The organism is Bacteroides sp. BFG-606, assembly GCF_024788145.1.
Classification (GTDB): domain Bacteria; phylum Bacteroidota; class Bacteroidia; order Bacteroidales; family Bacteroidaceae; genus Bacteroides; species Bacteroides vicugnae.
Genome location: NZ_JANUIL010000001.1, coordinates 1,442,372 through 1,462,714 on the forward strand (window position 1 = coordinate 1,442,372; position 20,343 = coordinate 1,462,714).

A 20,343-nucleotide genomic window follows, 5' to 3' on the forward strand; every position below is an offset into this window, starting at 1 on the left:
GATAGAGAATAATTACGAATTACGAATTACGATTTGCGATTTATTCCAGCAGGATACTGCGTAACTGTTCAATTTCTTCTGCAGAAAGTCCGATTCCCTTTTTCAGATAGGCTTGTACGCTTCCATATTCTGCCTCAATCTGTTCTTTAGCAGCGTTCAGGAAATCTTCTTTTGCAGAGTAGATGGTTGTAATGGCTTCTTGCGAATTGATCGACAGCTTATATGCATATTTAGAAGCTTTTGGAATATTAAAATAGTCATTACTCAAACGATAGTCTTCCATAATAACGTCCTCGTTGACACCAAGAGCGGCAAGCAATAAAGCGGAAACGACTCCTGTACGCCCTTTCCCGGATGTGCAATGAATTACAACCGGATAATGAGTACGGTCGAGAAGGACGGTGAACAGTTCTTTGAATTCCTTTCGGTAGTTTAGAACTAATTCCCGATTCATTTGTTCGACCAGACGGTAAATAGTGTCACTCTTTATCTTCTCTTCTTGAATTCCTTGCAGAATTTCTTCCATATTTCCTGTGAGGATAGGGATATGTATGATGTTAAATTCATCATCATGCAGTTGCGGGTAATTGTGACGTTCATTTTCAGAGCGTAAATCTATGATCGTTCGTATTCCCATGTTTTTAAGTTCCCTGCGGGAGCAGGGAGGAATACTGTCTATCTGTGCAGAACGGTATATCATTCCCCAGCGAAGTGATTTTCCTGTATCATAAGATTCATATCCCCCTAAATCACGGAAATTCTGTATGCCGGGGATATTAATGTTGCGGGTGGCCACCTTAATCCGGTATTTATTATTAAATACCATCAGGTAGTAATAACGTTGCGATGGATCGTTGGTTACGATTGTCATTTTTCCGCTCGAAATGTTAGCCATCGCGATGGGTGAATCTTCCGGAATAAGTCCGGGAGAAGTGGAGGTGTATACTTTTACCTGTCCTTTCAATACCGGTGCTGTCTCCCATTTGATGATGCAGTTGCCTATATTATTTTCTTCACATACCACGGATATGGCAGGTGATGTGCCGGAACATGATGGGAGCACTAATAAAACAGTAAGCCAGCTTAACAGGTTTTTGTACATAGTTTCTTTGTCTTGAATCGTATACTGCAAAGATAAGAATTACCCCAAGAACTGATAATTCCTTTGCGATAATTAGCCAAAGTTAATAGTAATTTACGTGTTAAGAAAGGGCGCTACTTCTTGTAGAAGAGCGCCCTGAATGGGGAAATAACCCAAGTCTGCTTTATTGAATATTGTTCAATAAGTCTATTTTTCCTTCATTGACTAACTTTAATATGAGTTCGCCGAATAAGGTGTTTTGCCAAGCGAACCAGGCACGTGTGAAGTTTTTAGGATCATCCTTGTGAAAAGACTCGTGCATGAATCCTGTTCCTGCATCTGTGTCCATCAGCATTTTTATACAAGCCTTGATTTCCTGGTCATCCTGACTGGTAAATGCTTTCATCATGATACTCATGGGCCATATCATGTCATAGCCGATGTGGGGCCCTCCGATACCTTCTCCTGCCTTTCCCTTGAAGAAATAGGGGTTGTCCTTGCTCCATACGAAACGGCGTGTGTTTTGATAAATAGGATCATTAATGTCTACATCGCCCAGATAGGGCATTGCCAGCAAACTCGGAACATTGGCGTCATCCATTAGGAAATGATTTCCGAATCCGTCTACTTCAAAAGCATAGATAGTGCCGTACTTAGGATGATTGTAAGTTGCATATTTTTTTAGTGCAGTTTCTACTTCCTGTGCCAGATCTGTACATTGCTTTGCCAAATCACTATTCTTGTTTACGGTATTCAAAATTTCCGCGGCCTTCTTCAGGGAAGAAACTGCGAAGAAATTAGACGGTACGAGGAACTGTAAAGTTGTAGCATCGTCAGACGGACGGAAAGCTGAAACAATGAGTCCGACAGGATTCACGGGAGCACCTAATCCATCGTTGTTTAATGTGTCGAGTGCACGTTCTGTTTTACGCTGGAATTTATAAGGACCTACTCCCTCTTTGCGCTGTTGTTCCTTGAAAGTTGTCAGTATGTTGGTTATAGCTTGTATCCATTCATTATCAAAAATACTGGCATCACCAGTTTCTTTCCAATATTGATAGGCCAGACGCAGCGGATAACATAGGGAATCTATTTCCCATTTACGTTCGTGCAGTTCCGGTTTCATGTCGGTCAGGTCAGACATCCATTCTCCTCCGACAGCACCATCATTGAAAGCATTGGCATACGGATCAATATTGATACATTTGAATTGTCTCCGGATCACTCCTTCAAGCATTTTCTTCAATTCCGGATCTTTATCGGCCAGTTGTATATAAGGCCAGACCTGTGCTCCGGAATCCCGTAGCCACATGGCATGAATGTCACCTGTGTAAACGAAAGTATCTGGCTTACCGTCTGTTGTACGGTAGTGGACAGTTGTTTCGAGGGTATTGGGAAAACAATTCTCGAACATCCATGCCAGTTTTTGATTCGTAAGCAGCTTTTTCACTCGGATGATTTCTGCTTCCACAGCCTTTGATGTAAAAAGACGCTTATTTACAGGTGGACGGTTGCTTTTATAAGCGGCAATTTCAGCTGCCTGATTCACTACATTTGTATGATCTTTAGCTAAAACGAGTTCTGTAGCTTTGGCATGACTTCCCATTAACAGGGTGGTTGTAATAATACATATTCCGATATTCTTTTTCTTCATATCTCCATGTTTTTAAGAGGATTATTAAAATTGGTTATTGTAAATCGATTCCGCCTAGTCTTCCATACATTTCTACGAAAGCAGCTTGTGTAAGAAGCCATTTCTTTTCGCTTTTATCTGTTCCGCTCCAGTCTGTCTGAAATAGTCCCCGTTCATCCCTGGCATGATCCCATGCATAGTCGAGGCTTTTTTGGAAATCGGTTAGATAAGTCTTGTTATGGTCTATCTGATAAAGTTCAATGAAACCTCTAAGCATAACTGCCGTGAACCAAATATTCCCTTTTTTCAGTAATTGAAATGTTTGTCCATCCGGAGAGGTAAAATGAGTGAAAAAGTATCTATGACACGCTTCTGCTATGTTTTGAGCATCTTCCAGATAATTTTTCTGTTTGGTAATTTGGTAGAGCAGGGCGGCTGCCTGCATCATTTGTCCACTGTTATAGGCAAATTTGGCACGGCCGATTTTCTTATTGAGTGCGATGTTGTCGAAATATAGATGATCTTCTGGATCTTCTAAGTTCTTTTTAGTCCATTCATATAATTCTTTCCCTTGCTTTAAATAGGTATTGTCTTGAGTTGCCTGAAATAGCTTGAGAGCAAATACAGCTCCCGGTGCATTGGAACAGGTATTTTTGGATTCTTTCTTTTGTTCACACCAGTAGATTCCTCCGCCAAGTACATCGTCTTTTCCACTAAGGATGAACTCCCATATGAGTTTGGCTTTTTCCAGATATGCTTGTTTCTTTGTCATGCGATAAGAATCGGTAAAATCGATGCCTAACCAGACGTTATCATCATAGAAACGGTCGGAAACTGGTTGGTTGCTTATATAAGAAGAGTAGGCGAATGGCTCTCTTTTTTTGTCGAAATATTCTTCCAGTCCGGGCAGTACTCTTTTTTCCAGAAGTTTTTTATACTTCTTATTTTCAGTTGTTTCCAGTAATGCGTTCACGGCAGAGAATGTACCTGAATATGGCCAGAGGTAAGAGTATTCGTTTCGTCTTTTTGCTTGCTCTTGTGATGCCAGATAAGTTGCTTCATTATTTTGGTCAAAAGGATAATTTTCACGTAAAAGGCAAGTGTTGGGTGCTGCATAGTTTTGGTACAGGGCATCCAAAGTTTGCTGTGCTTTTTCTGTGTTGGGATTTGCATTTGCAATGGTGAAAGCGCAAATAACATTAAGTAATAGGCTATTCATAATTTTTTCTTTAAGTAGTGTTTATATAAATAGTAGTTTGAATTAATCCGCAGGTTTTATTGTGGCAGTAGCCATTGGAGATTAAATTTCCAAATGTAGCACTGCGACTCTACAAAAATACCTTTTTCCTGCAACTTTTTAAATGGGAAGTAAGTAGATTGTAAATAGCTGTTAGTGTTATGTTATTGATAATTAGTAGTATGACGATTGAATTACATCCAATAAATGTAAACGATGCTGTATGATTAATACACTATTATTCCCGGATTTATTGTCCGATTCGAGCTACTTTTTCTTCAAATTCATTCCGGTCTCCATTTGCTTTGATCCGCATTTTTGAGCGATAATTATAGATGGTAGATAAGGAGTATTGTAGGAAATGCGCAATTTTCACGCTGTCTGTAATTCCGAGCCGGATAAGTGCGAAGATTCGCAATTCAGGTGTTAAGAGTTTGCCGGGTCCCGGAATAATTGCATTTTCCGGTAAGAGCAATGCGTTAAAATCTTCAACGAAATTAGGGAAGAGATTCAAGATTGCTTTGTCGAAATTATTGTAAAACTCTACCAGATCTTCTTCTGTATTGAGTGAAGAGTGGAGGAAAGAGGTTACTTTATTTATATCTTCACTTTTGGCTATTTTGAGTGCTCTTTTCTTAAAATTGGCTATTTTAGTGATATAACTGGTATATTGTTCCATATACAACCCTACATATTCTTCTTTGATTTTATTGTTATCTGCCAATATTGAGTTCATTTGTTGTATTTCGTAAAGATGGTGCGACAAACTCTCATTAGTTTGCTCTACTTTTCCTTTTTGCTTTTTTAATTGTATGAACAAAATAAATAGCAGAATACAAACCAGGCACAATGCAGTAAGCAATATTGTTATGATGATAAATTTATGTTTTTCCTTCTCTTGAAATGCCTTATCTATGAAAAGATACATGTCGGAGGCTTCGATTGTGTTAATTCTCGCATTGCATAGGATAGCATCCTCCATTGCATTTTTCATGTATTTATATGCCCGGTCTATATCTCCACTTTCAAAAATCAGCTTGGCTAATATTTTTAAGGAAAGATTTTCTCTGGCTCCATTTAATACATCGGAGATGGCTGATATTGCGAAATATTTAATCGCATTTTCACGGTCATTTTTACCTTGATAGGCAGATGCCAGAGAATATGCTATTATTCCGGCATTTCGTGAATATGGTGCATAACTCTCGTAAACACTGTCCAGTATGTGAATAGCGTCATCATACTTTTTATGGAAAAGAAGAGTCGGGGCGGCTATAAAAGCTCGTACGTTCGATGGTACTTCTTTACATTGAAGCAGTGAATCGCGATAAATTTGTGCTATCAGATCATTTTCTTGTGAATCGTGCTCGTTGGAGGCAAAAGCTTTCTGGTGATTGTAGATTGTGACTTGTCCGAGAAAGAATTCGGCTTTGAGTCTAGGGGATAGCTGCTCTTGTTGCATCAAATTGGTAATCGCCAGAGCTTCTTTGAAAAAGCCCATCGAAGATAATATTCTTGAATAATCCAGTTTTGCTTCAATTAAAAGTTCTTTGTCATTACTTTCTTGAGCAAACCTGTTCATATGGATGGCATAGGCTAAAGCGGAATCTTTTTGGAAAGATGAATACTCAAAACAAAGGGATTGCGCTATCCCGACTTTTTTCCGGATGTTTCCGGATTGCCTTAATACTATTTTCAGGCTGTCTATCTGTCTTTGCTTCTGTTTGGTATAGCTAGCTTTATTTTGTAGAGATTTATCTAGTACTTTTAATAATGTTTTCACTTCATCATTCGCTTTTACGGGCAAACTGATGAAGATTAGGACTATCAATAGAGGTAAAATAAATCTTTTCATATATTAAGTAAGATTGCTTATTGAACATGGTTGTTTGCAAAGATAAGGAAATCCATATTAAGTTAAGGTTGACAGATTAACTTAATATGGATTTTATGGAAATAGGGATTTCGCTGGATGAACGACTTGTATCCAAATCCTTATTTGTAATATCACTTGTATTTTTGTGCAAACCCCACCGAAACCGAATTGCTGAAACTTCGGCAAACTTCAGCTGCAAAGTCTTTTCCGCATTGGATTATTTTATCCCAGATCTCTTCATTCAAGTTATTTAGATCGCGGTATCGGACATCGTATTTAATTAATCCGTAGATCAGCCCTGCATTGAAGTTATCACCGGCTCCGATGGTGCTGACTGCCTGTAATGGCTCTATCGGATAATCTTTATTGACCAGATTAGTGCGTAACGCTACCTTTTCCGCACCTGCAGTACAGATGAACCGGGGACAGTAGAATTTGATTTTATCTTTGTAAATCTTGTCTATATCCTGCATACCATACATATATAGAAAATCTTCTAAAGAACCACGTACGATATCCGCATATTCCAGATTCTCAATAATGGTCGGAGCCAGCTTCATGGCTTCATTCTTGTGTGAAGAACGGAAATTCGGGTCATAATAGATAATGGCTTTCTTTTCACGTGCCTGATCTAGTAGTTCAAGAATCTTCTCCCTTAGAACCGGATTCAGTGCATAATAAGAACCCACCATGACAATGTCGTCTTCCTCCAGTTTCGGAAACAGAACATCCAGACGTTGCTTCGGGTAGTCTTTGTAGAAGATATATTCGGCATCACTCTGCTCGTTCAGGAAAGCTAAAGATACGGGTGATTTTCCATCCGGGAATACATTCACATGATCGGTCGGGATATGATTCTCACGCATGAACTGCAGGATAATATTGCCTACACGATCATTTCCGGTTTCACTGATGAAGCCGACGTTTATTCCCATTCGTCCCAATGAGACAATACCGTTGAATACAGAACCTCCCGGTACGGCGGCAGAAGGCTGGTCACCTCGAAAGATGATATCGAGGATGGTCTCTCCGATACCGATTACTTTTCGCATAGTGATCTTGATTTTTCTCCCAGATAACCGCCGTGGTGACGTTTTGAATATTCAGCGATAGTAAATCCTGTTTCCTTCATGGTTTGTACTACCAATATATCTCCGATCACTGTCATGGCAGTAGTAGATGTAGTAGGAGTCATCCCTAACACACAGACTTCTGCAGGCTTGCCGGTACTTAGGCAGACATCCGATTCTTTTGCCAGCGGACTATCCGGATTTCCGGTGATAACGATAAACTTCAGATCCGGGTCCAGATTATGAGCCAAACGGGTTAATTCCACAATCTCACGTGTCTTGCCAGAGTTAGAGATCAGCAGGAGCAGATCGTTTTCTTGTAAGATACCCAAATCCCCGTGTTGCGCCTCGCTGGGGTGTAGAAAGACGGATGGAATACCGGTGGAACAGAAAGTCGTAGCAATGTTCATAGCAATCTGTCCGGCTTTTCCCATACCGGAAGTTACCAGTTTTCCCTTCTTCTGATGTATTTGTTCTACAATCAGTTTCACCGCTTTTTCATAAGCATCTGTTACAGGGATGTTGAGCACAGCTTGTGCTTCCTGTTGCAAAAGTTGTTTGATGGAGTCTATCATATAGGATCAGTTTATTTTTTCTTTTAATTCATTTAATGTGTTTGCTACTTCGTAATAGGTTGAGAAAGGCTGTCGTGCAAAACCTTTGTCCTCCAGGGTGTGGAGTGCTTTTAATAGCTCATCGTAAAAACCATATTCATTGTAGAAAATGACCTTCTTCCGGTGATATCCGATGGAGGCAGCGGCTATTACGTGGAAAATCTCATCAAGTGTACCGACGCCTCCGGGAAGAGCAACCAATACTTCCGACTTCTCCGTTATGATATCTTTGCGGTCACTCAAGTTACGGGTATGAATTTCTTCATCTAACAGAGTGCTTACCTTGCCGTTCTCTTCCAGTTTGGCAGGAACTACTCCAATGACCTTACCGCCATTTTCTTTCACGGCACGGGCTATGCATTCCATTAATCCGAGGCTGGCTCCTCCATATATCAAGGTTTTGCCTGTCTGCCCCATCCATTTGCCTATTTGGCCGGCGCTTTCGAAGTACATTTTGTCAATGTTATCGGAGGCGGAACAGAATATTCCTATCTTTTCCATATACGTTGTTGCTGTTATAGTCCACAAATATCTGCAATTTTCTATAAACAGCAATAAGTTTTATTGTATTTTTGTGGCATTAATTCAATAAGGAAGTATAAAACGATGCAAGGTAACGAATATACATTGCCAAATGGCCTGCGTATTATCCATGAACCAACCCTCTCAAAAGTAGCTTATTGTGGTTTTGCGATTGATGCCGGAACCCGTGATGAGGCGGAGAATGAGCAAGGAATGGCCCATTTTGTAGAACATCTGATTTTTAAGGGAACGGAGAAGCGGAAAGCTTGGCATATTCTCAACCGAATGGAGAATGTAGGTGGTGACCTGAATGCATACACAAATAAGGAAGAAACTGTCGTCTATGCCGCTTTCCTGAAAGAACATCTGGAACGTGCGCTTGAGTTGTTGGGGGATATTGTATTTCATTCCACCTTTCCGCAGCATGAGATAGAAAAAGAAACGGAGGTCATTATCGATGAAATCCAGTCGTATGAAGATACTCCGTCGGAACTGATCTTTGACGATTTTGAAGACATGATCTTCCGCAATCATCCATTGGGAAGAAACATTCTTGGTAAACCGGAACTTCTGCGGAGTTTCCGCACGGAAGATGTCCTATCGTTTACCCGCCGTTTTTACCAACCGGGAAATATGGTGTTTTTTGTTCAGGGGCAATACGAGTTCAAGAGAATCATCCGTCTGGTAGAAAAATACCTGTCGGATATTCCTGATGTGAAGGTAGAGAATCTCCGTACACCTCCGCCTCTGTATGTGCCGGAACATTTGACGGTGGCCAGAGATACGCACCAAGCACATGTCATGATCGGTAGCCGTGGCTATAATGCGTATGATGACAAGCGTACTGCACTCTATCTGCTGAATAATGTCCTTGGAGGTCCCGGAATGAATAGTAAACTGAATGTGTCCCTTCGCGAACGCAGAGGACTAGTCTATAATGTCGAATCCAATCTGACTTCCTATACGGATACGGGAGCTTTCTGTATTTATTTCGGGACGGATGTGGATGACATGGATACTTGCCTGAAATTGACTTATAAGGAACTGAAACGGATGCGCGATACAAAGATGACTTCCTCCCAGTTGGCGGCAGCGAAGAAGCAGTTGATCGGACAAATCGGAGTAGCGTCTGATAACTTTGAGAATAATGCGTTAGGGATGGCGAAAACATTCCTGCATTATCATAAGTATGAATCATCCGAGCTTGTTTTTAAGCGTATAGAAGAGCTAACAGCAGAGATGTTGTTGGAAGTTGCCAATGAGATGTTTGCAGAGGAGTATTTATCCACATTGATTTATAAATAGTCTTTTGACGCTACTATAGTATACTGACGATTAATAAACTGTTAATATTAAATTGACCATGAAGAACTTAACACGTAATGTCTGTATTTGTTTGGGTCTGATGATGTTTCCCCTTACAACATTCGGACAACAAAAGAACAATTTTACCTATGTGCCGGCTCAAGAGCTTTTACTGGTAGGCAAAGCAACTACCGAAGGCGAATATTTCCATCGGGTAGATACAGCCAAGTATCGTACAATGCCTGCCACTGTGAAGAAACTGTTCACAAATTCTGCTGGTCTGGCTATCTCTTTTACAACGAATAGCCCTGTTATAAAAGCCAAATGGACGGTTCCTGATAATTACCAGTTACCCAATCTGACCAGAGTTGCACAGAAAGGTTTGGATTTATATATCAAACGGGATGGAAAATGGCAATTTGCCGGAGTAGGGATACCGGGTGGTGTGACTACGGAAAAGGTGCTTGTTGATAATATGGGTACGGAAGAGAAAGAATGCTTGCTGTATTTGCCTTTATATGATGAACTGAAAAGTCTGGAAATAGGCGTTTCTTCTGATGCACACATACGTAAAGGAGAAAATCCGTTCAAAGAAAAGATAGTGGTATACGGGTCCAGTATTTTGCAGGGAGCATCTGCCAGTCGTCCCGGTATGGCTTATCCGGCTCGTTTATCCCGTAGCAGCGGGTATAATTTCATCAATTTAGGATTGAGCGGAAACGGCAAGATGGAGAAAGAAGTTGCCGAGATGTTGGCGGATATTGATGCAGATGCTTTCATTCTCGATTGTATTCCTAATCCTTCTCCCAAAGAGATAACCGACCGAACTGTTGATTTTGTAATGACGTTGCGCCAGAAGCATCCGGATACTCCTATTATTGTGATACAGACATTGATACGTGAAACAGGTAATTTCAACCAGAAAGCCCGCGAGAATGTGAAACGGCAGAACGAAGCCATCGCTGAACAGGTAGAAGTATTGCGAAAGAAGAATGTCAAGAACCTGCATTTCATAAAAGAAGATCAATTCTTGGGAACAGACCATGAGGGGACTGTAGACGGAACCCATCCGAACGACTTGGGATTCGACCGAATGTTGAAGAAGTATAAACCCGCTATCAGTAAGATACTGAAGATTAAGTTTCAGGACTAATAGCAAGAACCGTATCATAATAGAAATAAGGTTCTCCCTCTTGCTTTTCGTCTCTTAATTTTGTACCTTTACAGATTTTCTTCCTTTCACTAAGGGGATGTCACGTTATAGGGTGACATTTATCACTTTATAAGATGCCATTTATCCTTTTATAAAGTGACAATCGTCACCTTGCAAGGTGACGACTTCCCGACTGCACAAAAATACATTAATCTCTGCACTGAAAATCCTTAATCTCTGCACTGAAAGTTCTTAATCATAGTTAGAAAAGAAAGATGGCTTATTACAATTTAAAGAAGAAACCGTCCCTCACCACGAAAGAGGGCGAGACTGAAACGATGTATGCCGACATTGTTTATAGCGGAACGATTCCGGCAGAACGGCTGATTCGTACAGTTGCCAAGAGAACAGGATTCAAGGAAGGCGTGATAGACGGTATCCTTACGGAATTGAAAGACGATGTGTTGGAGTATCTGGGCGAAGGATACCATGTCGAACTGGGAGAATTCGGTTTCTTCTCGGCCAAAGTGAAAGCCTCCCGTTTGGTGGCAAACAAAAATGACCTCCGTTCCGAATCTGTTGCTTTTGATGGAGTGAACTTCCGTGCTTCCAAGAGTTTCCGGCAGGGGATTCGGGGAGATCTGGAACGTAAGAAGTGTGTGGACTTCAACACCTCGCGGAAATGGGACAGGGAAGCCCTGAAGAGACTTGTCCTGCAATATATCCGGCAACATGGTTTCATCACAAGAACTACCTATACGGAACTGACAGGGCGGTTGAAGAATACCGCACTTGCCGACCTCAAATCTTTTGCATCCGAAGGAATTATCAAGCGGATAGGACATGGAAACCAGATGCATTTCGTTGCACTGCCGAAAGAGGAGTAGAAACGGACAAGGTGGTGATACCGGGAAAGAATCCGTCGCGCAGCTTTCCCGGTGATTTTTATTTCTCTGTCATCCCATCCAAATAGTGGCTGACAACATCGATCAGATGATGTCTTATCTTACCAGTTTGGGATGCGGGCTGGATGGCGTCGTAGTTAAACTCCCACCAGAAAACTCCTTTGTATTTCTCTTCCATTATCCATTGTATTTTGGTCAGGATAGTTGCAGGGTTCTCCATGGTGACAAATGCTGATTTGTCAGGAGAAAAGTAATAGGATACGTTAGCCTTGTTATCATATTCTTCCGTCCACCCTTCCTGCAAGAGAGGGAGCATATCGTTATAGCTGAAGTACTCCCCATATTCATTCAATTTGCCTTCTATCTTTGTGTCCGGTGTTAAATTTTTATAGATAAATCCGTAATTGGCCAGACCGATGCAAAGTTTATCGCGGTCGAATACTTCCCAATGCGCCAGTTCTTTCTTTATCTTGTCGAGAGGCGTGTTATGTTTCGGTATATTTCCCCAAATGCCACCTCCCATGTCATAAGTCATGATATTGATCCAGTCTACGTTTGCGACCAGTTTATCGGCTAGTTCTTTGTCATAGATTTGCCAGGAATGAAGAGCCGTTGTGAGGTATAGATGCCTGTCGTCATTGCGTTTCTTCTCCAGGCTGTCCAGCTTGAGTCTTATATTGGACAGGAAATCGGCGTGCAGAGGAAGCTGGAGCTGCTTCTCCCAGTCTATCTCAATTCCGTCATAGTTGTACTTGTCAATAAACTGCATCATCATATGGATAAACTTGTTTTGCCGGTCAATGGAAGATACCTTTTCATTGAATCCCTCTCCGGCAAATGATAGCAGAACCTTGGTCCCGTTCTCATGAGCCTGTTGTATTAGCAGAGGTATTATTTCGACATTCCTGTCTTTTATATATTGATGTTCTGTTACCAGTTTCCTTGTAATTTCTTCTTGCGGGCAGGTGAAATCCTCCTGATTCCATTGAGGGGCTGCCATCAGGTAAATATACTGGAACTGGCGGTAATCAATCTGCTTTACCTTTTCAGCGCTTTTTAACGAACGTCCGGTCAAGTAGGTTGAGTGAGTAAAATCTTGTGCATACGATTGGCAACACACGAGTGATAGTAATGCGAAGAATAATACTTTTTTCATCGTCTTGTTTTTCTGTTTATAATTGTAAAAGAACACGGCTTTCCTTTTGTAGGGGGGAAGAAAGCCGTGTTGAGTGTGTTAGAGGTTATAAAGGTTGCCCGTAGCGGTTGTCTACGAGATATTCCAGTTTCGCGGCCATCTTTTTTACTAAATCCGGGTTTTTATCTGCCACGTTATTTTTTTCCGAAGGGTCCTTGGTGATATTGTAAAGCTGCGGTTCCATGCTGTTTCCCAGTTCAATGTTTACAAACTTATTGACAGCGGGGCCTTTTCCGGGACGAATATATTTCCATTGCCCGTCGGTAATCGACAGATTATTGTGGGCATTTTGCAGTACCAGCCATTCGCGCCCTTTCTTCTCCTTGCCTGTCCAGGCTTTCAGCATCGGCTGACTGTCCGGTGCAGCTCCTTCGGGCAGACGGAAGTTCATCATTTCGGCAAAGGTGGCAAACCAGTCTATCTGGCAAACCAACGCGTCCGAAACGGTTCCCGGACGGATGACGCCTTTCCAGCTCCAGATGCAGGGCACGCGTGTGCCTGCTTCGTAAGCGCTGTACTTTCCGCCACGGTAAATGCCGCCGGGCTTGTGGTTACCCAGCAATTCGACGGCTTGGTCTTTATAACCGTCATCTACTACCGGGCCATTGTCGCTGGAGAGGATGATTAATGTATTCTTGTCCAGTCCCAAGCGCTCCAGTGTGTTCAATATTTCTCCTACTGACCAGTCGAATTGCAGCAGGCAATCGCCGCGAGGCCCCATTCCGCTTTTTCCTACAAACTGGGGAGCCGGTACGCGGGGAACATGCGCATCTTGTGTGGCAAAATACAGGAAGAAAGGTACATCTTTATGGTTCTCGATGTAGGAAACGGCTTTGCCTGTCAATGTTCCGGCTATTTCTTCATCCTTCCAGAGAGCCGATTTTCCGCCTTTCATATATCCGATACGCGAGATACCATTTATGATACTCTGGTTGTGTCCGTGGGAAGGGTGCATTTTGAGCAGTTCAGGATTATCTTTCCCGGTAGGCTCACCGGGGAAGTTCTTCTGATAAGAGACCTGAACCGGGTCGTTAGGGTCGAGATTGACTACCCGGTCATTTTCTACAAAAACGCAAGGCACACGGTCGCCTGTGGCTGCCATGATAAACGAATAATCAAAGCCGATATCACCGGTTCCCGGTTTCAACGGTTGGTTCCAGTCCTGTTGCCCGTTCTTGTCGCCCAGTCCGAGATGCCATTTGCCTACCACTCCGGTACTGTATCCGGCTTCTTTAAACATATCCGCCATCGTGTAGCGTTCCGTGCGGATGATAGAAGCGGCATCTCCGTCGGCTATTCCTGTTCCGGCTTTGCGCCAGGCATATTCTCCTGTCAGCATGGCATAACGGGCGGGCGTGCTGGTGGCAGCCGCGCTATGTGCATTGGTGAAACGCACACCCATTTTTGCCAGGCGTTCTACGTTGGGAGTATGGATGGTTTTGGCTCCGTTGCAACTCAAGTCACCGTAGCCTATATCATCCGCATAGATGAAGACGACGTTAGGCGTACTGGGGAGTTTGGCTTGTGCACAGACTTTGGTTGCAAAGCAGGAGGTCAGTGCTAACGGCAGCATATAGAGTTCTTTTTTCATGATTCTTTTTATTTAAGTGAGTATGCGGTTAATTCTTGTCCATCTGGAAGGTTTTTCCTATAACATCCAGCAATTTGTGCGGACTGTCGTCTTTGGCATCCATGAAAAGCTGCCAGATAATGACGCCGCCAAACTGGTTATCTTTCACATATTGGCATTTCTCGCGAATCATCTCCGGGCCGTTCCAATAAGTTTTCCCGTAATGGTTCATTGATTCGATGCCGGATACTGTACTATATTCCGAGAGAATATTAAAGTAACGGATGGCGCCTGTATCATCGGCGGTAGCCAGATTTTCCCACGTGAACCCATAGAAAGGAAGTCCACCCAATAACTTCTCTTTGGGGGTCTTGAGGGTAGTATTCCAATACGTCAGGTCACCGGTGAAGTTAGCCATAGTGGCATCCGGTCCGGGGGCGTTTGTGAAACTGCCTTTCGAGCCGCCTTTAGGCACATAACGGTCGTAGGACATCAGATTGAGGAAGTCAAAATACTGTTGCCAGTCCACTCCATAATTCAGCCATGTAGGGTCGGCTGTTGCCGATGTCATGAGCCATTCCGGGTGAGCCGCTTCTTTGGCTTCATATAATTCCTTAAAGAATTCCATCAACACCGGTCTGTACTGGTTCCACCACGGAGCTCCCTGGTCGCCCGAGTATTCTTCATAGTCAATGTCAAATCCGTCCAATTCATATTGCTCCACGAAGTTGATAATACCTTCGACTAATTTAGTGCGTGTGGAAGGTTCTTTGATGGCATTGGTAAATTCTTTGGGAGTGTTCTTGCAGAGAGAAATCAGCACTTTCACGCCGTTCTTCCTTGCCGTATTCCTTGCTTCTACGATATGGCCGGCCACCTGTTCCGGATTGAGCGTTCCGTCGCTCTTCACTTTGAGAAAGCAAATGGCTACATGAGTCAGGTATTCCCAATGAATATGGGAGAGCTGAGTGTCATACTGGAAGTCATTAAGTGGCAAATACCCCAATACTACCGGTTTGTACAGTTCCGGTTCGGGCTCCTGCAAGTCCGGAAGGTTGACTGTGTACACCACTTGGCTTCCGTCGGCGGTGGTCACTGTAAACTCTTGGGTATTATTCCACAAAGCGATGCTTTGGGGGTCGGGGGCAATGGTAGCCCCTTCTGCCAATTGGTAGCTTACCCCTGTAATATCTGCTGAGAAATGGATACCGCTCAGGCTGATGACACGGCTGCTTTGGTCAATGGTGCGCCGGTAGTAAGACCCTCCGCATTGGATGATAAAGCTTTGCAGAGGTCCTGCATTTGTCACCGGAGTTTCCTCCGATGACGAACTGCTACACGAGGTGGCGATTAGTATAATCCCTATCACCATCCCCATCATTTGATATATACTTTTTTTCATATTGTTTCTTCTATTGTTACTAAACTGATCTATTCTTAATCTCCCCATTCATAGTTCGGAGTATATTCCCACCAGTCATAAGTAGCTTCCGAAATGTTGGTTCCTATATATACCAGTGAAGTGGTGCCATATTCAACTCCGAACGTACCCCGATAAGTTGTGCAAAGTTCACCGTCCAGATACCAGGCAACGTTCATATTGCCATCTTCGGCCTTCGTCAGTGACAAGCCGAGGGTATAGGAACCTTTCGATTTATCAAAGGATTTCTGAGCCAGTTCCGAATAAGGCAAGGTGCTGTAATTTGTCTTTCCGGTAGCCATGTTCAAGTGCCAGCGTATCTCACTTCCACCGCTATAAGTGAAGAAAATTACCGCTTGTGCGTCAGCCGCCATTTCTTTGATGTGGAATGAGTAGTAGCCCGGTTGCATACCCGCTTGGGTGACGCGTCCCACCTTACTGTAAAATCCTGCATCCGAGAAGGAACATGTTCCATTGTTCACATTCCAGTTCTTGCCTTCGGCGGCATCAAAGATGTGACGTTCGGTTCCGTTGTATGCTTGTTGAATCGTTATTGTCCGTACAACAGGTTCGACGCCTGGAATTGCTTCGCTGGAAAGAGTGAAGGTAGCTTTGCGAATGGCTGTTCCTGTGTTTTCATTCAATGTAACCGTTAATGTTCCGTCACCGTTGAATGACGTGGAAGAGAATGAATACCAGTCTTGCAGGGCATCCTCTTTGGCGACTGTCCATGTTCCGTTGGAAATCACTTGGATTTCAATGCTATGAGCTTCATAACTTTCACGGAATGACGTCTTATCCGGGTCAATCTGAATGCCGTCCTGAGTTATCTTGACGGTCTGCTGTGCCACGTTATGACGGTCATATAATGTCACCGTTCCATAACGTTTCTCACTTGGATTTGATATGGCGGTTACCGTTAAAGTACCATCGTTCGTACCGCTTGCCGTACCTTTAATGGAGAGCCAGGCTTCTCCTTCGGTCACTTTGGCTGTCCAGTTCTGATTGGCAAGTACCTTGAATGTGGCTTCTGCATCGGCTTCTTCTTTACTCAATAATATATCATCTGCATTTTCCGTATTCAGATAGGCAATACCTTTCTGGATGACAGTAATCCATTTGCCCACCCAATAGTCACTTTTGACGGTAATGGTGTCTGTACGGTCGTCCAGCTCCGTGTTTGCTTTATATTGGATGCTGACGTCGAACGTTTCGCCGGCTTCTCCTTGTTCGGGAGATATGGAACACCAGTCGGGATGGTCACTGTATACCATCCACTGTTCCGAAGACTTGACCTGAATCTTAATCGCTTGCGGATTAGAAGCAGGCAGATTATAGGTATCTTTGGCCCGATACCGCAAATCTACGATTTTCGTTGCTTCGTCATCCGTGCACGAATGCATCAGCAATGAAGTTCCAATAGCCAGTATGCACCAAACGGCATACCAACCGGTTTTATATTTATTCAAGATATCTTTCATGGTTCTTCTCTTTTTATGTTATCAAAGATGGGTAAACAAACTTATTCAACCGGAATGACTTCAAAAGAACTGATAGTCATCGAAGCTGTACCCGTAGAGCTTGCATGGAAGCCGAAATAGAGTGTGTAGCCGACTTCTATAGCAGAGATGTCTATTTCAACTGTGTCCATCACTTTTTCATCATTCAGGAATACATTATAGGACGCTTTGTTCGCATTATTCTCCAGAGGCTTGATTTCTACTCTTAATGTATGCATTTTATTCCTGCTATCCTTATTCACTTTGTTTTCTATCAGAGAATAGAGGCTACCCGCTATTTGGAATTTGTAAGAGTTAGTGGTGAAGTTTACATTGGGGCCCATCCACATATGGGCTGCGGGTTTGCCGTCTAGGTTCAGGTCAATCGCATGGTCATCCGTAAAATCTGTATCGGAGAATTTCCATTCGTAGATAGCGAACTTTCGTTTGTTTCCTTTCAGGTTGAAGCGGGATGTTACTCTTGCTGTTGTAGTTAAAGTCAGATGTCCGTCTGTATCGACTGTATGGTCCTTTCCGTCATACACGACATCTCCTCCCATCTGGCTGACGGTAATCTCCACAGGTTCAAGTCCCAGTGTCTTATCTGCAGCTTCCAATGCAATAGTTGCCGTGCGTGTGTCGAAATAGTATTCATTCTTCACCGTAGCAGTGAATGTCTTATTATCTTCAGCTTTTTCTAATTCAATCCAGGAAGCTTCTGTGGAAACCTTCCAGTCGATATTTGCATTTACACTATATGTTTTTGTGTTTTGTTCTGCCGTTGTAGTACCAGTGCCGTTACCGGTAAACTCGTATGGGTTTTCCATTTCGTCAAGACCTGCAAATTCGAGGATAAAGCCTTTCTGTATCACTTCATAAGTCTGCTCTTCCAATCCGTTGGATATGGTTACGGTAGCAGTACGCTCTTTTCCGGCGTTGGCGGCAGCTGTAGCTGTGATGGTCACCGGTTCTGCGGAGCCTGTGCCGGCTTCTTTGTCGAGAGTTAACCACATGCTGGAAGACGTTGCGGTCCATGCCTTGTTGGATATAATCTTGAATTCGGCAGTGCTTGTTTCCGAACCCATTTTGTCATCAATCCATTGCACCACCAGTTTGCTTTTTGCATCCTGGGTAACGGTTATCACAGTTTCCGGTTCATAATTCTCGCCTGCAATGGTCAGCGTGGCCGTGCGTGGCTTTTCTTCCGGGTTGTCAAGGATGTTCAGCGACACCTCGGCAACCAGTGAACTGGCAGAACTCATGGCGGGGGTGGGAGTACACCATTCTTCGCTGCTTGTTATCTTCCACGGGGTGTTGGAACTGATGTTGAAGATAATTGTACGCGGAGATGTAGCTAATACACTATACTGTGGTTGGGCGTCTGTTTCCAGTTTTACGGGAAATTCAGCCTGGGAGTCAATATTCATTTCCTGACATGAGTTCAAGTTTAATGCACACACAACAAATATCAGTTGTAGGATGCTACTTGTCAAAATTCTTTTCATATGGAATCGTATTAAATTATTCATTGTAATAGTTTATAATAATAAGGTCTTTCTTTCATTACCAGCCGTTGTTTTGCGGATACAGGTGTTCATTCTTGAAAAGTTCTTCCTGTGGTATCGGATACAAATACATCCGGTCTGTCCACGTACGGTTCTCATAGAGCGTTTTCTGGAAGGACAAGGTGTTTGCCGTTTTTGTAATGGTTACTCCGTTCAACTCTTTTTGGGTGGAATCTCCTATTTTCCAACGGCGGACATCCCAGAAGCGGTGGTCTTCGAAGGCGAACTCTACACGCCATTCATTGCGGAGTGCCCGGATGAACTCATCCTTGTCGGTGGTTGTGATAACGGGCATTCCAGCGTTGATACGCACTTCATTCAAGGCTTCCAAGGCCGTTGTATGATAGGTGGCATCCTTGTAAGTAACAGAGTTGAATGCTTCTACCATCGACTCTGCATACGTCAGCAATGTTTCTGCATAGCGGTAGATACACCAATGATGCTTGTTCTTTACTTCCTGGTCGGGAACAAAGCTGGTTGTTTCCTGAATATATTTGCGCAGGAAATAGCCGGTGGCCGAACCACCTGCATTGACCGGCGCATCATCCTTACCGCCTACGAATGTTTCAATCTTGTCTCCCTTGAAGCTCATTCCGTTGGCTAACACAGTCCAATAGAAACGGGGGTCGCGTCTTTCGTATGGCTTTTGCGGGTCAAACTCCGGGTCGTCACATATCCATCCGTTTTCGGTGAGTGTCACTTTATATCCTTTCACCGTTTCAAAAGCATCTACCAGATTTTGTGAAGGGAAGACTCCTAGCGCGGGTGTGCTGCGTTTTCCTTCGACAAAACGGATGGGGAAGTTGTTTAATTCAAAGTTGTAATTGGCGTCGTTCATGTGGAAGAGCACCACTTCTTTAGAATTCAGGTTATTCGCTTTTTCTGCAGGGTCCAACTCGTATAAGTTCAAATCAATGATGTCCAGAGCTGCTTTGGCGGAAGCCTTCCATCTTTCCGGGTCCATAGAGGGATTGTGCAACAGACTTGCTTTATAAAGCAGGGCCTTTGATTTGAGTGCCATGGCAAATCCTTTTGTGATGCGTCCCGTTTCATTATTAGGCTGCCCTACGTAGGTATCGGGAAGATTGGCAGCCGCGTCGTTACATTCCGACACAATAAAGTCAATCACTTCGTCAAACGGGGTCTTGCCCATAGCGTTGGCCTCTTCCGGAGTCAATACACTTTGGGGCATGGCAATGTCACCATAGCGGCGTGCCAGTTCAAAAAAGTAGAAGGCTCTTAATACACGTGCTTCATAAGGAAACAGTTTTAACTGCTTGCTGTTATTCTGGAAGCTTGTATCATACTGATAGCGGGATAAGTCCAGTTCGGCAACGGAAACAATAAACTCGTTGGCAGCCCGTATGCCATTGTACAAAGACCAGCAGGCATCAACTGTTTTCAGTTGAGACCAGTTTCCGTCATTGAAATATTGTATGGAGGCACCCGTAGCTGCATATTCGGCATCATCCGAACCACAGTCGCGCATCGCACCGCTGATGGCGCCGAAATCCTGCGGCATATACGAATATACGTTCGTCAGCATCTGCTTGGTTTTATTGAAATAGTTGTAGATATACTCTTTCGTATTCAATCCGTTCGTCTCGTCGAACTCTAGGTAATTGCAAGACGAGCAAACCAGTGTCACAACTAATGAAAGAAGGGTATGTTTTAGTTTCATATTCTTATCGTATTACA

16 protein-coding genes are annotated in these 20,343 nt (G+C 43.2%); 3 read left to right on the forward strand and 13 right to left on the reverse strand.

From position 1 onward, the window contains the following. Positions 1 to 40: 40 nt before the first annotated feature. The 7 genes from NXV01_RS05195 to NXV01_RS05225 all read right to left on the reverse strand — a co-directional run bounded on the left by NXV01_RS05195 (position 41) and on the right by NXV01_RS05225 (position 8,012). Positions 41 to 1,102 (reverse strand): tyrosine-protein phosphatase, encoded by a 1,062-nt coding sequence (locus tag NXV01_RS05195; RefSeq protein ID WP_148367861.1) that lies wholly within the window; start codon positions 1,100 to 1,102, stop codon positions 41 to 43. A 163-nt stretch (positions 1,103 to 1,265) separates the two neighbouring features. After that, on the reverse strand, positions 1,266 to 2,735 hold the full coding sequence (locus tag NXV01_RS05200) for a glycoside hydrolase family 125 protein (RefSeq protein WP_148367862.1): 1,470 nt from the start codon (positions 2,733 to 2,735) through the stop codon (positions 1,266 to 1,268). Positions 2,736 to 2,769: 34 nt separating this feature from the next. Then, on the reverse strand, positions 2,770 to 3,933 hold the full coding sequence (locus tag NXV01_RS05205) for a glycoside hydrolase family 76 protein (RefSeq protein ID WP_148367863.1): 1,164 nt from the start codon (positions 3,931 to 3,933) through the stop codon (positions 2,770 to 2,772). Between the two features lie 268 nt (positions 3,934 to 4,201). Beyond that, entirely contained in the window at positions 4,202 to 5,806 is a 1,605-nt protein-coding gene (locus tag NXV01_RS05210; protein ID WP_195649693.1) for a DUF6377 domain-containing protein, read from the reverse strand. 152 nt (positions 5,807 to 5,958) lie between these two features. Next, positions 5,959 to 6,879: a carbohydrate kinase gene (locus NXV01_RS05215; protein WP_195649694.1), complete on the reverse strand. Its 921-nt coding sequence runs from the start codon at positions 6,877 to 6,879 to the stop codon at positions 5,959 to 5,961. Next, positions 6,867 to 7,472, reverse strand: a complete 606-nt coding sequence (locus NXV01_RS05220; protein ID WP_117610937.1) for an SIS domain-containing protein — start codon at positions 7,470 to 7,472, stop codon at positions 6,867 to 6,869. The genes NXV01_RS05215 and NXV01_RS05220 overlap by 13 nt, the downstream gene beginning before the upstream one ends. 6 nt (positions 7,473 to 7,478) lie before the next feature. Further along, complete coding sequence (locus NXV01_RS05225; protein WP_148367866.1) at positions 7,479 to 8,012, reverse strand: TIGR00730 family Rossman fold protein; 534 nt, start codon at positions 8,010 to 8,012, stop codon at positions 7,479 to 7,481. A gap of 105 nt (positions 8,013 to 8,117) precedes the next feature. Here NXV01_RS05225 and NXV01_RS05230 point away from each other — a divergent pair, with 105 nt between their 5' ends. The 3 genes from NXV01_RS05230 (at position 8,118) to NXV01_RS05240 (ending at position 11,378) form a co-directional block, all read left to right on the forward strand. Continuing rightward, positions 8,118 to 9,338 (forward strand): pitrilysin family protein, encoded by a 1,221-nt coding sequence (locus NXV01_RS05230; protein ID WP_148367867.1) that lies wholly within the window; start codon positions 8,118 to 8,120, stop codon positions 9,336 to 9,338. Between the two features lie 58 nt (positions 9,339 to 9,396). Further along, positions 9,397 to 10,491: an SGNH/GDSL hydrolase family protein gene (locus NXV01_RS05235; RefSeq protein WP_217721745.1), complete on the forward strand. Its 1,095-nt coding sequence runs from the start codon at positions 9,397 to 9,399 to the stop codon at positions 10,489 to 10,491. Positions 10,492 to 10,766: 275 nt separating this feature from the next. Next, positions 10,767 to 11,378, forward strand: a complete 612-nt coding sequence (locus NXV01_RS05240) for an HU family DNA-binding protein (protein ID WP_148365407.1) — start codon at positions 10,767 to 10,769, stop codon at positions 11,376 to 11,378. 58 nt (positions 11,379 to 11,436) lie between these two features. Here the strand turns inward: NXV01_RS05240 and NXV01_RS05245 are convergent, their stop codons facing one another. The 6 genes from NXV01_RS05245 to NXV01_RS05270 form a co-directional block, all read right to left on the reverse strand. After that, entirely contained in the window at positions 11,437 to 12,552 is a 1,116-nt protein-coding gene (locus tag NXV01_RS05245; protein ID WP_148365408.1) for a glycoside hydrolase family 18 protein, read from the reverse strand. Positions 12,553 to 12,637: 85 nt separating this feature from the next. Next, a complete protein-coding gene (locus NXV01_RS05250; protein WP_259021850.1) occupies positions 12,638 to 14,182 on the reverse strand; it encodes an arylsulfatase in 1,545 nt (514 codons plus the stop codon). 28 nt (positions 14,183 to 14,210) lie between these two features. Beyond that, positions 14,211 to 15,563, reverse strand: a complete 1,353-nt coding sequence (locus tag NXV01_RS05255) for a glycosyl hydrolase family 18 protein (protein WP_167511789.1) — start codon at positions 15,561 to 15,563, stop codon at positions 14,211 to 14,213. Positions 15,564 to 15,598: 35 nt separating this feature from the next. Beyond that, a complete protein-coding gene (locus tag NXV01_RS05260; protein ID WP_148365414.1) occupies positions 15,599 to 17,062 on the reverse strand; it encodes a BACON domain-containing protein in 1,464 nt (487 codons plus the stop codon). Between the two features lie 41 nt (positions 17,063 to 17,103). Beyond that, positions 17,104 to 18,585 (reverse strand): BACON domain-containing protein, encoded by a 1,482-nt coding sequence (locus NXV01_RS05265; protein WP_259021852.1) that lies wholly within the window; start codon positions 18,583 to 18,585, stop codon positions 17,104 to 17,106. 58 nt (positions 18,586 to 18,643) lie between these two features. Then, complete coding sequence (locus NXV01_RS05270; RefSeq protein WP_259021853.1) at positions 18,644 to 20,326, reverse strand: RagB/SusD family nutrient uptake outer membrane protein; 1,683 nt, start codon at positions 20,324 to 20,326, stop codon at positions 18,644 to 18,646. Between the last annotated feature and the right edge of the window lie 17 nt (positions 20,327 to 20,343).

Coding starts and splice junctions, on each gene's coding strand:
- NXV01_RS05195 (WP_148367861.1), bottom strand. CDS start 1,102: ATGTACAAAAACCTGTTAAGCTGGCTTACTGTTTTATTAGTGCTCCCA.
- NXV01_RS05200 (WP_148367862.1), bottom strand. CDS start 2,735: ATGAAGAAAAAGAATATCGGAATATGTATTATTACAACCACCCTGTTA.
- NXV01_RS05205 (WP_148367863.1), bottom strand. CDS start 3,933: ATGAATAGCCTATTACTTAATGTTATTTGCGCTTTCACCATTGCAAAT.
- NXV01_RS05210 (WP_195649693.1), bottom strand. CDS start 5,806: ATGAAAAGATTTATTTTACCTCTATTGATAGTCCTAATCTTCATCAGT.
- NXV01_RS05215 (WP_195649694.1), bottom strand. CDS start 6,879: ATGCGAAAAGTAATCGGTATCGGAGAGACCATCCTCGATATCATCTTT.
- NXV01_RS05220 (WP_117610937.1), bottom strand. CDS start 7,472: ATGATAGACTCCATCAAACAACTTTTGCAACAGGAAGCACAAGCTGTG.
- NXV01_RS05225 (WP_148367866.1), bottom strand. CDS start 8,012: ATGGAAAAGATAGGAATATTCTGTTCCGCCTCCGATAACATTGACAAA.
- NXV01_RS05230 (WP_148367867.1), top strand. CDS start 8,118: ATGCAAGGTAACGAATATACATTGCCAAATGGCCTGCGTATTATCCAT.
- NXV01_RS05235 (WP_217721745.1), top strand. CDS start 9,397: ATGAAGAACTTAACACGTAATGTCTGTATTTGTTTGGGTCTGATGATG.
- NXV01_RS05240 (WP_148365407.1), top strand. CDS start 10,767: ATGGCTTATTACAATTTAAAGAAGAAACCGTCCCTCACCACGAAAGAG.
- NXV01_RS05245 (WP_148365408.1), bottom strand. CDS start 12,552: ATGAAAAAAGTATTATTCTTCGCATTACTATCACTCGTGTGTTGCCAA.
- NXV01_RS05250 (WP_259021850.1), bottom strand. CDS start 14,182: ATGAAAAAAGAACTCTATATGCTGCCGTTAGCACTGACCTCCTGCTTT.
- NXV01_RS05255 (WP_167511789.1), bottom strand. CDS start 15,563: ATGAAAAAAAGTATATATCAAATGATGGGGATGGTGATAGGGATTATA.
- NXV01_RS05260 (WP_148365414.1), bottom strand. CDS start 17,062: ATGAAAGATATCTTGAATAAATATAAAACCGGTTGGTATGCCGTTTGG.
- NXV01_RS05265 (WP_259021852.1), bottom strand. CDS start 18,585: ATGAAAAGAATTTTGACAAGTAGCATCCTACAACTGATATTTGTTGTG.
- NXV01_RS05270 (WP_259021853.1), bottom strand. CDS start 20,326: ATGAAACTAAAACATACCCTTCTTTCATTAGTTGTGACACTGGTTTGC.